Origin of the sequence: Ureibacillus endophyticus, assembly GCF_003628435.1 — a bacterium.
Taxonomy (GTDB): Bacteria; Bacillota; Bacilli; order Bacillales_A; family Planococcaceae; genus Ureibacillus; species Ureibacillus endophyticus.
This window is the reverse complement of record NZ_RBZN01000001.1, coordinates 206,546-221,689: the sequence shown is the minus strand read 5'-3', so window position 1 is coordinate 221,689 and position 15,144 is coordinate 206,546. Positions and strand designations below refer to the sequence as shown.

Genomic DNA, 15,144 nt, shown 5'->3' with positions numbered 1-15,144 from the left:
ACCTAATTACTTCTCCTCATATTTTATTACATATTACGTAACTCTGCTAAACGTTTTTCAACTGCTTCATGCTTTTCTTGATAATCTGCTAATTTTTCACGTTCTTTAGCAACTAGGGCTTCTGGTGCTTTTGAAACGAATTTTTCATTTGAAAGCTTACCAGATACTAATTTCACTTCTTTTGCCCATTTTTCTAATTCTTTTTCAAGACGAGCAATTTCTTCATCTAAGTTGATTAAACCAGCAAGTGGTAAGAATAATTCAGCTCCAGTAACAACTGCTGACATTGATTGGCCTGGTGCTTCTAAGTTTACACCAATATTTAAATTCTCTGGATTACAGAATTTTTCAATGTAAGCACGATTGTCTTCTAAAATGCCTGCTGTTTCTGGATCTTTAGCTGCAATGTATAATGGAACTTTTTTACTCATTGGTGTGTTTACTTCTGCACGAATGTTACGCACTGAACGTATAATGTCCATGAGTAGTTTCATACTTGTAGCTTCTTGTGCAAAATTAAATTCTTCTTTCACTGTTGGCCATGCAGCTACTGTAATTGATTCTCCTTCGTGTGGAAGGTGTTGCCAAATTTCCTCTGTAATAAATGGCATGAATGGATGTAATAGGCGCATTGTTTGATCTAATACATATGCTAATACTGAACGTGTTGTTTTCTTAGCCGCTTCATCTTCACCATAAAGAGGAAGTTTCGCCATTTCAATATACCAAGAACAGAAATCATCCCAAATGAAGTTATATAATTCGCGACCAACTTCACCAAATTCATAACGTTCTGCAAGATCTGTTACACGTGCAATTGTTTCATTTAATCGAGTTAAAATCCATTTATCAGCAACATTTAAATTACCTGTTAAATCGATTTCTTCAAATGTAAGACCTTCCATATTCATTAATGCAAAACGTGAAGCATTCCAAATTTTATTCGCAAAATTCCATACAGCCTCTACTTTTTCAGTTGTATAACGTAAATCTTGACCAGGTGACGAACCAGTAGCTAAGAAGTAACGTAGGGAGTCAGCTCCGTATTGTTCGATAACTTCCATTGGGTCTACACCGTTACCAAGAGATTTACTCATTTTACGGCCTTCACCATCACGAACTAAACCATGGATTAATACATCTTTAAATGGACGTACGCCAGTAAATTCTTTACCTTGGAAAATCATACGACTTACCCAGAAGAAGATGATATCATAACCCGTTACTAATGTGTTTGTTGGGTAGTAACGTTTAAATTCTTCGTTTTCAGTATCTGGCCAGCCCATTGTTGAAAATGGCCATAATGCTGATGAGAACCAAGTATCAAGAACGTCTTCATCTTGTGTCCAGTTTTCGCTATCTTCTGGAGCTTCTTTCCCAACATAAATTTCGCCTGTATCGTTATGATACCAAGCTGGGATTTGGTGACCCCACCATAATTGACGTGAAATACACCAGTCATGAATATTTTCCATCCAACGATTGTACGTATTTTCAAAACGATTTGGTACGAAGTTTACTTTCTCGTCTTCATTTTTTTGAATTGCTAGTGCCTGTTCTGCAAGAGGTCCCATCTTAACGAACCATTGTGCTGAAAGGTACGGTTCAACCACCGCTCCTGAACGTTCAGAGTGACCTACTTGATGCGTATGTGGTTCGATTTCAACAAGTACACCAGCTTCTTGTAAGTCTTTTACAATTTGTTTACGGCATTCAAAACGATCCATACCAGCATATTTGCCAGCTAAATCATTCATAGTACCGTCTTCGTTCATTACTAAAATACGTTCTAAATTATGACGATTACCTACTTCAAAGTCGTTAGGGTCATGAGCAGGAGTCATTTTTACTACACCTGTACCGAATTCCATATCTACATATTCATCTGCAACGATTGGAATTTCACGACCTACGATTGGTAAAATGACAGTTTTACCAATTAAGTGTTTATAACGTTCATCTTCAGGGTGAACGGCAACCCCTGAGTCACCTAGCATTGTTTCAGGACGTGTAGTTGCAACACGTAGTTTACCTGAACCATCTGCTAATGGGTATTCCATATGGTAGAATGCACCTTCTACTTCTTTATGGATTACTTCGATATCAGATAATGCTGTTTTTGCTGCAGGGTCCCAGTTAATGATACGTTCCCCACGATAGATTAACCCTTTTTCATATAATTTTACGAATACTTCTTTAACTGCATCCGATAAACCTTTATCAAGAGTGAAACGTTCACGTGTATAGTCTAGACCTAACCCTAATTTAGCCCATTGTTGACGGATATGACCTGCATACTCTTCTTTCCATTCCCAAGTTTTTTCTAGGAATTTCTCACGACCAAGGTCATATCGAGTAACGCCCTCTTCACGAAGTTTTGCTTCTACTTTTGCTTGTGTTGCGATACCAGCGTGGTCCATACCAGGTAACCAAAGCGCATCATAACCCTGCATGCGTTTCATACGGATAATAATATCTTGTAATGTTGTATCCCAAGCATGACCTAAGTGTAATTTACCTGTAACGTTTGGCGGTGGAATTACGATTGAATACGGTTGTTTTCCACTTTCAGGTTGTGCTTCAAAATACTTGCCTTGTAGCCACCATTCATAACGACCAGCTTCAATATTTTGTGGATCGTATTTCGTTGGCATTGAAATGTTTTGTTGTTCTGTCATGATTGTTTTCCTCCTTAGAAAATAAAAAAACTCCATTCGTCAAAAAAGGACGAAGGAGTTTATATAAAATTCGCGGTACCACCTTTATTCCAAATTAACTTAAATAATCAAGTTGTATTTAAGAAAACTTGGCACTTATTAGGGTAACGGTTTTACCGGCATTTTGCTACTAACGTTCACAAAAGCTGCTCCTAGGCTACCTTCAAATGAGCACATGCAGAAACTTTTCAGCTACCGTTTCCTCTCTTTTGCATGTAAGAATCATTTTACTCTTCCTATTCATAGCATCAACTATTCATTTTCACTTGAAACACAGCTGTCTCGGAGCAAAAGGAATTTAATCCTTATCGCTTCCCTATTCATAGGATAGGGAACCAAAATGCTACTGTATACATTGTATAATATTACAACAACTGTTTTCAAGTTACAACGAATATCCCGAAAGGTGTGTGAACAAATTGAAAAAAAAGGGCTTCCAAGGTAGAGGCTATAATCCATATTTATTGCCACCATGGCTAAGGAAAACAAGATTTTTCTGTAAACAAATCATTATTCCAATTACTGTTTTTCAGGGAATACGAACAATCATCATACCAACGACAGGTGACATTATTTTTCTATTAATTTTAGCTGGGTTATGCTATTTATTCATTACGGATTTTATTTGATATATTTAAAATCGTATAGGACTCTTTCAAATCATTATAAAAATCATCAGCATCTGTTGGGAAATATTGATTGGAGTGAATTATTTTCTCTTTCTTTTGTGGTTCTTCAACTTGAGAATAAACCTGGTTTTCATCACTATCTTGAACGATTGTACCTCTGTTAACTACAACATCTGTAGCAAGGTCTAAAATATTACTATCACTCTCATCAAACGTATTTAGATGAACTTCTTTGATTGCTGTATTTTTTGTTTTTGGTGCTTCTTCTTGCAATTCAACTGGTTGTATCGTTTGTTCATCCACTGGAGTTGGTTGAACTGCTGGGGCTACATTTTGAACTGGGGCTACTTCATTTATAGATTCCTCTTGTTGCAATGGTACTGCTTCTTGAATTGGTTCCACTTGTTCTTTTGGAACTACTTCATTTACAGGTACCTCTTGTTGTTGAGGAACTGCTTCTTTTATCGGTTCCATTTGCACTGGAGCAATATCATCAATTGGTGCTACATTTTGTTCTGGGGCTACTTCTTGTGAGGGTGAATAGTCTTCAGTACTTGATGGAGTTCCTTCAAAAGTTTGTCCATCCTGAATAGTTTCTGTTACATCTAGTACTGGGAAATCGCCAAAGTTTGGCTCTTCAGGGAAAATGGCATCATGACCGAAACGAATTTCCTGAGTTATATCTTGTTGTGGTTCCTCAGCTCGATAATCGATAATTGGAGGTTCATTTACCGGTTCATGATTAAATAATGCCCCATGTACTGGTTCTTCAAAGGCACAGTTTACTTCCCATTTAAATGTACAACTGCAACCATCGTAAACTAAAAATTGAATGTTATCTACAGCTATTTCCGGTTTGTTATCTTGAGCAACTTTCTCACGGGGTAAATCTACATTTAAAGGCAATGCATATTCAAAATAGCCATTATTTCCATCAAACTCTAACTCTTCTATTAACGTACCTTCACTATATTGTGGCAATTCATGTGGGTTAAAACGAGCAACTGCCGTAATATGATAGATTCCATGAAGTTGAATCGAATCTTCTGTTTCAATTTGTTGCCAACGAGGTATGATATTGCACGAAATAACTTCTTCGACTAAGCCTAATTCTTCTGGAAAAACAAATTGTGTCATCATATCCCAATTAATATTTTGCATATGATATCCCTCCCGTATCTACCATATGCGCAAAAAATTGAAGTATACCAAGAAAAGCGGAGCGCGTTCGGTCAGCCGTGAACGAAACTGGCCGACAAAAACGCCACATCCTGTAGCATTGTCGGCACTTGTACTTCCTTGTACTTCGGAGACTTCTGACAAGTGTGCTAGCACACGTAGGAAGAAGTTGAAGTTTCCGAACGGCTAACGCGCGCAGCTGGACATTAGAAAAGCGGAGGCGGCTCGTTTAGCTCCGATAGAAACTGGAGGCTTCTGACAAGTGTGTTTACACACGCAGGAGGAAGGCGAAGTTTCCGAGGAGCTAGCCGCCAAAGCTAGACAATAGAAATGCGGAGAACGCTCGCCCTGCTCCGACAACAACTGGAAGAATCGGCAAAAGGGCGCTTTTTACCCTTGAAGACGATTCTGAAGTTGTCGAGGAGCAAGCGTTCGGAGCTAGACAACTAGAAAAGCGGAGGCGGCTCGTTCAGGCTCGACACGCGCTGGAGACTTCGACTAGAAGGCGCTCTTTGCCTTCGTAGGAGAAGTCGAAGCGTCGCGAGAGCCTAGCCGCCGTAACTGGACATTAGAAATGCGGAGGCGGCTCGTTCAGGCTCGACACGCGCTGGAGACTTCGACTAGAAGGCGCTCTTTGCCTTCGTAGGAGAAGTCGAAGCGTCGCGAGAGCCTAGCCGCCGTAGCTGGACATTAGAAATGCGGAGGCGGCTCAGATCGGAAAACACAATATCCAAAACAAATAAAGGCAATCATGAAATGAAAATCATGATTGCCTTTTATATTTTACTTATCGAGCTAATTTCGCAAACACTTTATGGAAAGCATCTACTGTTTTTGCAATATGCTCTTCTGTATGTGCAGTAGAAATGAATAATCCTTCAAATTGAGATGGTGGTAAATATACCCCTTCTTCAGCCATCAATTTAAAGTATTCTGCAAATAGCGCAAGATCAGAAGTTTTCGCAGTTTCAAAATCCACTACGTCTTCATTTGTTAAGAATAAACCAATCATTGAACCTGCACGATTTACTGTGTGTGGAATGTTATATTTCGTAGCAGCTTCACGAATACCAGCTTCTAATTGATCTCCTAACTTTTTGAAATACTCATAGCTTTCAGGAGTTAGACGAGATAAAGTTTCAATACCTGCTGTCATCGCAAGAGGATTTCCTGATAATGTACCTGCTTGGTATACTGGTCCAGCTGGTGCAATATGCTCCATAATTTCACGTTTACCGGCAAAAGCACCTACTGGAAGTCCTCCACCAACAACCTTACCTAAACATGTTAAGTCAGGATTAATGCCGAAATACCCTTGAGCACAATGATAGTCAACACGGAAACCTGTCATTACTTCATCAAAGATTAATAATGCACCGTGGTCTTCTGTTAACTTTCTTAATCCTTCTAAGAAACCTGGCTTAGGTGGAACAACTCCCATATTACCTGCAACTGGCTCTACGATAACACCGGCGATTTTGTCTCCTAACTTCTCAAATACCGTTTGAACAGCTTCTAAATCGTTATAAGCAACTGTTAATGTATTCTTCGCAATATCTGCTGGAACTCCTGGGCTATCTGGTAAACCTAGTGTAGCAACACCAGAACCAGCTTTAATTAATAAAGAATCTCCATGGCCATGATATGAACCTTCAAATTTTAAAATGATATCACGGCCAGTGTATCCACGAGCTAAACGTAATGCGGCCATCGTTGCTTCAGTACCAGATGAAACGAAACGAACCATTTCAATAGAAGGTACACGTTCAATAATAATTTGTGCTAATTTTGTTTCTAATAAAGTCGGTGCTCCAAAAGAAGAACCTTTTGCTGCTTGTTCTTGGATTGCTTTTACCACTTCAGGATGAGAATGACCTAAAATAAGTGGTCCCCAACTTAATACATAATCGATGTATTCGTTCCCATCAATATCTTTAATAATAGCACCAGAGCCAGACTCCATAAATATTGGATCTGCATTTACCGATTTAAATGCACGAACAGGGCTATTTACCCCACCTGGCATTAAGTGGATACTTTCTGAAAATGCTTGAATGGATTTGTCATAACGATTCATATTATTTTCCCTCCAACCAACGAGCAACATCTTTTGCATGGTAAGTTAAAATTAAATCTGCACCTGCACGTTTCATACCTAGTAAAGTTTCCAGTACTACTGGTTTTTCTTCAATCCAGCCATTTTGTGCAGCTGCTTTAATCATCGCGTACTCACCAGATACGTTATAAGCAACAATCGGTAAATGATAATTGTTGCGGACATCTCGAATAATATCTAAATAAGATAATGCTGGTTTCACGATTAAGAAATCTGCACCTTCTTCAATATCTGATTCAGCTTCACGGAATGCTTCTAAACGGTTAGCAGGGTCCATTTGATACGTTTTACGGTCGCCAAATTTTGGAGCACCTTCTGCAGCTTCACGGAATGGACCATAATAGCCAGAAGCGTATTTTACTGCATATGACATAATTGGAACATCTTCAAAACCTGCTTCATCTAATGCAACACGAATTGCAGCAACAAAACCATCCATCATATTAGAAGGAGCAATAATATCAGCACCAGCTTTTGCTTGAGAGACTGCTGTACGTGCCAAGATATCTAATGAAGGGTCATTTAAAATCTTCTCACCTTCAACTACCCCACAATGTCCATGATCTGTAAATTCGCAAAGACAAGTATCTGCAATTACAAGTAACTCAGGGTGACGCTCTTTAATTAAGCGAGTTGCTTCTTGAACAATCCCGTGATCATGAAAAGCACCTGTTCCAACAGCATCTTTTTCTGCAGGGATACCGAATAAAATAACAGATGGAATTCCTAATGAAACAACTTCATCAATTTCTTCCTCTAATTTATCTAAAGAGAATTGGAAAACACCAGGCATTGATTTTACTGGGTTCTTAATATTTTCCCCTTCCACTACGAAAATAGGGTAAATTAAGTCCTCTTTATGAAGATATGTTTCTTTTACCATTGAACGCATTGTAGCAGATGAGCGTAAACGGCGATGTCTTTTAAAGTTTAAATTTGTCATTGATTCGCATCCTCTTTCTTTACTATTTCTTCAATAACAGATTCCATTGTATAAGTTTTTGGTTTATATGTAACGTCCAAGCCATTGCGATGTAATGCAGCCTCCGTAATATGACCAATTGCTGCATATTTAACATTTTGGTCCTTAGTAAATGGAGCTATATGTTGTGCATAAACATCTACAGCAGACGGACTTGCAAAAATAATTATTGGCCTTTCAACAGTTTGAATTAAGTGCATTAGTGGATCCACTGTTGCAAGGTTTTCAACTGTTTCATATACATTCCATTCTTTTATGCGAAAAGGTAACCCTTTTTTCAAAGTATCTTTTGCTTTCTTCCCACGCACAAACAAACATCGAGGGTTATTGCCTGCGATATCAGGGAACTCTTTTACAAATACATCCGCACTATATACTGAAGGCATGAAATTTACTTGAAAACCATGATATTCAAGTAATTCTGCTGTTTTTTTACCGACAGCTGCGATTTTACCTTTAAATTCAGTTGGTTTAACGCTGTTTCGCCTTAATTTATCAATAAAGACTTTAACTGCATTTTGACTAGTAAAAATAAGCCAATCTAGGTTTCTTGCCATTTGTATTTGAATATGATCATATGGTTCTATAATTTCTTTCGTATCAATAAGTGGATAGGCAAGCGCCTCTCCACCTAATGAATGAACTTTTGAAAGGATTGAAGTTGTTATTTTAGTACCTGTTACAACAACCGTAATTCCTCTTAAAGGGAAATTATGCATTTTCTTCAGCCTTCACTTTTTGAATGAGATCAAAGGCTCCTTGCTCTGTTAAAATCTTCGCTAGTTCTTTTCCTAATTCTTCAGGGTTATTACCTTTTATCGTTTCTTTATAAATGATAGATGCATCAGGAGCAGCTACTAAACCTGTTAATGTAATTTCATCACCATTTGTCGTAGCATATCCAGCAATAGGAACTTGACATCCACCATCCATTGCAGCTAAAAATGCGCGCTCAGCATGGGCTTCGTTCCAAGTTGTTTGATCTGTAATTTTCGCAAGAGCTGCTAATAATTCTTCATCATCAGCTCGGCATTCAATCCCTAAAGTACCTTGAGCTACAGCTGGTAAACAAATATCGACATCTAGATATTCAGTCACAACGTCATCATTCCAACCAAGACGTTTTAAACCTGCTGCTGCTAAAATAATCGCATCATAATCTTCATTCTCTAATTTTGCTAATCGAGTATCAACGTTTCCGCGAATCCATTTAATCTCAAGGTCAGGTCTAGCCTGTAAAAGTTGCGCACTACGTCTTAATGAGCTTGTTCCAACAACAGCACCATTTGGAAGATCGGCAAATTTAACATGATTTTTTGAGATAAATGCATCACGAGCATCTTCGCGTGGAGGAATACAACCAATTACTAACCCTTCAGGCAAAATGGCAGGCATATCTTTCATTGAGTGAACAGCAAAATCAATTTCTTTATCGTAAAGGGCTTGTTCAATTTCTTTAACAAATAACCCTTTTCCACCTACTTTAGATAATTGAACGTCTAAAATACGGTCACCTTTTGTCACGATTTCTTTTACTTCGAATTCAAAAGGAGCACCTGCATTTTTTAATTCATTAATAAACCAATTTGTTTGTGTTAACGCTAATTTACTTTTTCTTGATCCTACGATGATTTTTCGCAATGTAAATCCTACCTTTCTGCTAATACCAAATGTGGAAGTTTGAAAGCTTGCTTCCTAAGAAGAAATTTATAACTACAAGTAAAAATGTATATATTTGAGCCCATGCAAAATTCAATCCTGTTAATTTTCCACTTCGATGTAAAACTAAAACGATTAAATAAATAACCATTATTACAAAGGAACCAATGATTTTAGTATCAAGTATAGATAACCCTTCTAATTTTAAATAAGCCCACTCTAAACCCAATAATAAGCTTATAAAGATAATTGGTATCCCAACGACAATTGAATACGTCATCCATTGACCCATTTGATGTAAGCTTGGTAATCGAGACCACATTTTGGGAAACTTTTTCTTTTTCAAAATATTGTACAAGATTAAATACAACAATGAAAAAACAAAGGAAAGTGTGAACGCTGCATAGGATAAAATAGCAAATGAAATATGAATAAACAGCATTTCTGATTCTAAAGATTCTACTAAAGGATTTCTTACTTGATTTGGAGCAAACAAATGAATTGTTACAAAGATAAAACCTAAAGCATTTATGAAAAATACAGGTAAATCGACCCGTACAATACAATGCAAAATAATAGAAATCGTAACTAACAACCAAGCATAAAAATATATACCTTCAGATAGTGAAAGAATTGGAAAACGCTTTGTTACCAAAATGTTCAACAAAAAGAAAGAAGTTTGTAAAATCCATACGACCGAAACAAACCAAAAGGCTACCCGTCGTACTTTTACTTGTTTAAAGAAAAAATCAATAAAATAACAAACAATCCCGATTGCATATAGGACAACCATTATTTCATAAAGTCTAGCCATCACTATTTGTGTCATGTAGCAACCCTTCTTTATCTTTAACAACTTTTACTACAGTAATACGAAACATTTAGAATTTCAGTAAAATTTATGTAAAATCCCAAAAGAATAAGCGTTTACGTATCTATAGTTTACCATACAGATACGAAAACGCCTCACATTCTTTCTCCTTAATATGACAATTTTCGATTTAAAATTGTCTCTTTTTGTGAACTTACTGCTTGTACAACTTCTCGGTTTTGTTGTTGAACCTCTTCTTGTACATCCTCTTCAATTCCAAATATTTGTTGGAACAATTGAAGTTGTTGGCTAGCCTTTGGTGAGTTTGCCAATTCTTTTGCTTGTAAAATTGGTTCCTTTAATAATTGGTTAATAATCGATTTCGTATGTTTGTTTAATATTTTACGTTCACGTTCAGTTAAATTCGGCATTTTGTTTTCAATACTAACCATTGTTTCTTGCTGAATTTTATTTGCTTTTTTACGTAACGCAGAGATAACAGGGACAACGCCTAAAGTGGCAAACCAATCTTTGAATTGTACCACTTCTTGTCCAATCATATCAGTAATTTGTCTTGCAGCCTGCTCCCGTTCAGCTAAGTTTGCTTCTACAATTCCTTGTAAATCATCAATGTCGTATAAGAAAACATTTGGTAAATCACCAATGCGTGGATCTAAATCACGTGGAACAGCAATATCAACCATGAATAATGGCTTACCTTTACGCAAACGTTCTACAAATTGCATTAATTCGTAATCAATTACATAATCCGTTGAACCAGTTGAACTAATGAGAATATCAGCTTCAAGTAGTACACATTGTAATTCTTGCATTGATTTTGCATTACCTTCAAATTTAGATGCAAGGTGTTTTGCTTTTTCAAAAGTACGGTTAACAACGGTTACTTTACCAACACCATTCCCGTATAAGTTTTGAATCGCAAGTTCCCCCATCTTACCAGCACCCAAAATTACTACATGTTTATGTTTTAAGGAACCAAAGATTTTTTTCGCTAATTCTACTGCGGCATATGAAACAGATACTGCGTTTTCATTGATAGTTGTTTCACTATGTGCACGTTTTGCAAACGTAACTGCTTGCTTAAATAATTGGTTATAAATAGTACCAGTTGTCCCTACTTCTTGAGCTTCTAAAAAGCTTTTCTTAACTTGTCCAAGAATTTGAGTTTCACCTAATACCATTGAATCAATTCCCGCTGTCACACGGAACAAATGATGTAGAGAGTCGTCATCTTCACGGATATAAAGATGTGTATCAAATTGATCGACTGGAATATTAAACCATTTAGATAAGAATTGCTTAATATAATAACGACCTGTATTTAACTGATCGACAACGGCATATATTTCAGTTCGATTACAAGTTGATACAATGACGTCTTCCAATATGCTTTTTTCTTTTTTCAACGCTGCCATTGCATCCGGTAATTCGCTTTCAATAAACGACAATTTTTCTCGAATTTCGACTGGCGCAGTTTTATAATTCAAGCCTACTACAAGTGTATGCATGAACTTTACACCTCACACGTTCTTTTTCATAAATTCTATTCTAACACAAAGATTGCATAAACCAAACTTTAATTATGAATAAGTTATGACGACATTTACAAATTAGAATAATTCTAAAGTAAGTCTAACAAATATCTATAGTACTTTCAATGAAATTCACTCAGATGTCGAATTTAAAGAAGTATTTCATATACATATTTATATTGTAATACATAATACGACAGAAATAAACTACTTATTGATATTTAGTTTTTCTTATTAGTGGTGATATATTCCGGAAAAAATAAATTTTGTGCTTTGTATGAGGATTTCAAAGAATTAAGTAGAGCAATACATTTGATTAAAGCCTTTCTAGATAGATTTATAGTTTCTTACCTCACAATAATAAAAAAGATGCTTTATTAAAACCGACTAAAAAGCCAGTATTAATAAACCATCTTTAATAAAGAAGTATGTAGAAATTAGCCCATGCGTTTTTCAATTTCTGCCCAAGCTTGGTCAAAGCCATGACCAGTTTCAGATGAAAAGACAACAAGTGGATCATTTTTATCCATTTGCAATGTTTCTTTTACTACCTTCTTATGCTTGTCTAATTTACCCTTTGGAATTTTATCTGCCTTCGTTGCAATAACAATACTTGGAATATTGTAGTATTTTAAGAAATCATACATCATTACATCATCATTTGTAGGTGCGTGTCGTAAATCAACAATAAGGATAACAGCACGTAACTCTTTACGCGCTGTTATATATTTTTCAATCATTTTTCCCCAGGCTTCACGTTCTGTTTTTGATACTTTTGCATAACCATATCCTGGAACGTCTACAAAAAATAATTGATCCTCAATTTTATAAAAGTTCAATGTTTGAGTTTTACCTGGCTTTGATGAAATTCTCGCCATTGATTTACGACCAATCATCTTATTAATAAACGATGATTTTCCCACATTTGATCTTCCTGCTAAAGCGAATTCTGGCAGTCCATCTTCTGGATATTGTTCTGGTTTAACAGCACTGATGACCATTTCTACGTTGTGGACTTTCATTTATTCAAAACCTCCAACAAGTGCTATTTTAAGCACTTCTTCTGCCGATGACACCGGTTTAAAAGTAAGCTGTTCGCGAATACTTTCCGGAATTTCATCAATATCCTTTTCATTATCTTTTGGAATAATAATTGTAGTTAATCCAGCACGGTGAGCACCTAATGATTTTTCTTTTAAACCACCAATTGCTAATACTCTTCCACGTAATGTGATTTCACCAGTCATACCAATCTCACGTTTTATTGCTTTATTTGCAATTGCTGATACTAATGCCGTCATCATCGTAATACCTGCTGAAGGACCATCTTTCGGTACTGCACCTTCTGGAACGTGAATATGAATATCATGTTGTTCAAAGTAATCTGAATCAATTGCTAGTTTGTCGGATAATGAACGAACATAACTCAATGCAGTTTGAGCAGATTCTTTCATTACTTCTCCAAGCTTACCTGTTAGCATCAGTTTACCTTTTCCTGGAGTTAGTGACACTTCGATTTGTAAAGTATCTCCTCCTACAGTTGTATAAGCTAAACCTGTTGCTACACCGACTTGGTTTTCAGTTTCCGCTTGACCGTAATGGTAACGATGTTTTCCAAGCATTTCTTCTAACACTTTTGAATTCACCGTAACTCGTTTTTTATCTCCAGAAACAATGATTTTTGCAGCTTTACGACATAATGCTGCAATTTGGCGTTGTAAGTTACGAACCCCAGCCTCACGAGTATAATAACGTATTAAATCAATAATTGCTTCATCTTTTATAGTCAGTTGGGATTTCTTTAAGCCATTTTCTTCAATTTGTTTCGGGATTAAATGATTTTTCGTAATTAAAGTTTTCTCAATTTCAGTATACCCTGGAATTGTGATTACTTCCATTCGGTCAAGTAACGGTCCAGGAATTGTACTTAAATCGTTTGCAGTCGCTATAAACATAACTTGAGATAAGTCGTAAGGTTCTTCAATATAATGATCGCTAAATGAATTGTTTTGCTCTGGGTCTAAAACTTCTAGCATCGCTGCTGAAGGATCTCCACGGAAATCATTAGACATTTTATCGATTTCGTCTAAAAGGAATACTGGGTTAATCGTTCCAGCTTTTTTCATACCTTGAATAATACGCCCAGGCATAGCCCCTACATACGTGCGACGGTGACCACGAATTTCAGACTCATCACGAACTCCACCTAATGAAATACGAACAAAATTACGGTCTAAACTTTCTGCAACCGAACGCGCTAAGGACGTTTTACCAACCCCTGGTGGACCAACAAGACATAAAATCGGACCACGTACTGAATTCATGAGTTGACGAACAGATAAATACTCTAAAATACGTTCTTTTACTTTTTCAAGACCATCATGATCTCGATTTAATATTTCTTCAGCGTGGTGTATGTCAAGTCGGTCTGTAGTTGTTTTTGTCCATGGAATCGTAATTAGCCATTCGATATAGTTTCGAATAACACCACTTTCAGCACTTGCTGCAGGTAGTTTTTCATAACGATCTAATTCTTTTAATGCCGTCTTTTTAACTGATTCTGGCATTCCTGTTTCATCAATACGTTTTCGTAAATCTGCTACTTCACCAGTCTTACCTTCTCTGTCACCTAACTCCGCCTGAATCGCTTTCATTTGTTCACGCAAATAGTATTCCTTCTGCGTGCGTTCCATTGCTTGCTTCACTTTTGAGTTAATTTTCTTTTCAAGATTCAATACTTCTTGCTCATCATGAAGTCGGATAATTAAATGATCTAATCGTTTTTTAATATTAAAAATGCTTAATACTTCTTGTTTTTCAGCAACTTTAAATGGTAAATGGGAAGCGATGATATCTGCTAAACGGCCAGGTTCATCAATGTCTACAACAGAATCAATTGTTTCTGTTGTAATTTTGTTCGAAGACTTTGCATACTTCTCGAAATAACTTATTAGTGTCCGCATTAAAGCTTCGATTTCTACATCTTTCGTTGTATCATCTTCATGTAGTTCTAAATCAACTACAGTGAAATCTTTTTCTTCTGTGTAATTTGTAATTTTTGCTCGGCTAATACCTTCAACTAAGATTCGTAAAGTACCATTCGGTAACTTTAACATTTGTTTTACATTCACCAGTGTACCGATTGAATATAATTCTTCTTGTTTAGGTTGTTCTACACGTAAGTCTTTTTGCGTTGCTAAGAATATTAAATTTTCATTCATCATTGCGTGCTCTAATGCAGCAACAGAACGAGCTCTACCAACATCAATATGTAAAACCATTGAAGGGTATACTAATAAGCCACGTAAAGGTAACAATGGAATATTTGTTTTCGTATTGCTCATGCGGGCGTTCACCTCCATCCAGATTTTCCGTATTAACCCGCGTCCATAGTATGTGATAAAAACAAAACATTTCACTTACATAATCATAGTAATTTTTGCAAATTTTAATTTCAAATTCTTCGTTAAAAAAAGATGGTATTACTATTTATTATGT

General features: G+C 36.5%; 11 protein-coding genes and 1 other annotated feature. Of the genes, 1 reads left to right on the top strand and 10 read right to left on the bottom strand.

Going from position 1 to position 15,144, the window contains the following annotated elements; all coding sequences use genetic code 11:
- Window positions 1–26: 26 nt before the first annotated feature.
- Window positions 27–2,678 carry a valine--tRNA ligase gene (locus tag D8M03_RS01000; RefSeq protein WP_121212814.1) on the bottom strand — a complete coding sequence of 884 codons (2,652 nt, stop codon included), beginning with the start codon at window positions 2,676–2,678 and terminating at the stop codon, window positions 27–29.
- 42 nt (window positions 2,679–2,720) lie between these two features.
- Window positions 2,721–2,970 (bottom strand) — a binding site (T-box leader).
- 166 nt (window positions 2,971–3,136) lie between these two features.
- Here D8M03_RS01000 and D8M03_RS00995 point away from each other — a divergent pair.
- Window positions 3,137–3,346 (top strand): hypothetical protein, encoded by a 210-nt coding sequence (locus D8M03_RS00995; protein WP_121212813.1) that lies wholly within the window; start codon window positions 3,137–3,139, stop codon window positions 3,344–3,346.
- Here D8M03_RS00995 and D8M03_RS00990 read toward each other — a convergent pair.
- The 9 genes from D8M03_RS00990 to lon all read right to left on the bottom strand — a co-directional run bounded on the left by D8M03_RS00990 (window position 3,323) and on the right by lon (window position 14,990).
- Complete coding sequence (locus tag D8M03_RS00990) at window positions 3,323–4,507, bottom strand: hypothetical protein (protein WP_121212812.1); 1,185 nt, start codon at window positions 4,505–4,507, stop codon at window positions 3,323–3,325. The two genes, D8M03_RS00995 and D8M03_RS00990, sit on opposite strands and share 24 nt — an antisense overlap.
- An 805-nt stretch (window positions 4,508–5,312) precedes the next feature.
- Window positions 5,313–6,602 carry a glutamate-1-semialdehyde 2,1-aminomutase gene (gene hemL / locus D8M03_RS00985; protein WP_121212811.1) on the bottom strand — a complete coding sequence of 430 codons (1,290 nt, stop codon included), beginning with the start codon at window positions 6,600–6,602 and terminating at the stop codon, window positions 5,313–5,315.
- 1 nt (window position 6,603) lies between these two features.
- Window positions 6,604–7,584: a porphobilinogen synthase gene (hemB, locus tag D8M03_RS00980; protein ID WP_121212810.1), complete on the bottom strand. Its 981-nt coding sequence runs from the start codon at window positions 7,582–7,584 to the stop codon at window positions 6,604–6,606.
- Complete coding sequence (locus D8M03_RS00975; RefSeq protein ID WP_121212809.1) at window positions 7,581–8,342, bottom strand: uroporphyrinogen-III synthase; 762 nt, start codon at window positions 8,340–8,342, stop codon at window positions 7,581–7,583. Before D8M03_RS00975 ends, hemB begins: the two co-directional genes overlap by 4 nt.
- A complete protein-coding gene (hemC, locus tag D8M03_RS00970; RefSeq protein WP_121212808.1) occupies window positions 8,335–9,264 on the bottom strand; it encodes a hydroxymethylbilane synthase in 930 nt (309 codons plus the stop codon). Before hemC ends, D8M03_RS00975 begins: the two co-directional genes overlap by 8 nt.
- Window positions 9,265–9,283: 19 nt before the next feature.
- Entirely contained in the window at window positions 9,284–10,111 is an 828-nt protein-coding gene (gene ccsA / locus D8M03_RS00965; RefSeq protein WP_121212807.1) for a cytochrome c biogenesis protein CcsA, read from the bottom strand.
- A 152-nt stretch (window positions 10,112–10,263) separates the two neighbouring features.
- A complete protein-coding gene (gene hemA, locus D8M03_RS00960) occupies window positions 10,264–11,622 on the bottom strand; it encodes a glutamyl-tRNA reductase (protein ID WP_121212806.1) in 1,359 nt (452 codons plus the stop codon).
- 461 nt (window positions 11,623–12,083) lie between these two features.
- Window positions 12,084–12,668 (bottom strand): ribosome biogenesis GTP-binding protein YihA/YsxC, encoded by a 585-nt coding sequence (gene yihA, locus D8M03_RS00955; protein WP_121212805.1) that lies wholly within the window; start codon window positions 12,666–12,668, stop codon window positions 12,084–12,086.
- Window positions 12,669–14,990, bottom strand: coding sequence for an endopeptidase La (gene lon, locus D8M03_RS00950; protein ID WP_121212804.1), 2,322 nt, complete (start codon window positions 14,988–14,990; stop codon window positions 12,669–12,671).
- Window positions 14,991–15,144 lie beyond the last annotated feature (154 nt).

Coding starts and splice junctions, on each gene's coding strand:
- D8M03_RS01000 (WP_121212814.1), bottom strand. CDS start 2,678: ATGACAGAACAACAAAACATTTCAATGCCAACGAAATACGATCCACAA.
- D8M03_RS00975 (WP_121212809.1), bottom strand. CDS start 8,342: ATGCATAATTTCCCTTTAAGAGGAATTACGGTTGTTGTAACAGGTACT.
- ccsA (WP_121212807.1), bottom strand. CDS start 10,111: ATGACACAAATAGTGATGGCTAGACTTTATGAAATAATGGTTGTCCTA.
- lon (WP_121212804.1), bottom strand. CDS start 14,990: ATGAGCAATACGAAAACAAATATTCCATTGTTACCTTTACGTGGCTTA.
- hemB (WP_121212810.1), bottom strand. CDS start 7,584: ATGACAAATTTAAACTTTAAAAGACATCGCCGTTTACGCTCATCTGCT.
- yihA (WP_121212805.1), bottom strand. CDS start 12,668: ATGAAAGTCCACAACGTAGAAATGGTCATCAGTGCTGTTAAACCAGAA.
- hemA (WP_121212806.1), bottom strand. CDS start 11,622: ATGCATACACTTGTAGTAGGCTTGAATTATAAAACTGCGCCAGTCGAA.
- hemL (WP_121212811.1), bottom strand. CDS start 6,602: ATGAATCGTTATGACAAATCCATTCAAGCATTTTCAGAAAGTATCCAC.
- D8M03_RS00990 (WP_121212812.1), bottom strand. CDS start 4,507: ATGCAAAATATTAATTGGGATATGATGACACAATTTGTTTTTCCAGAA.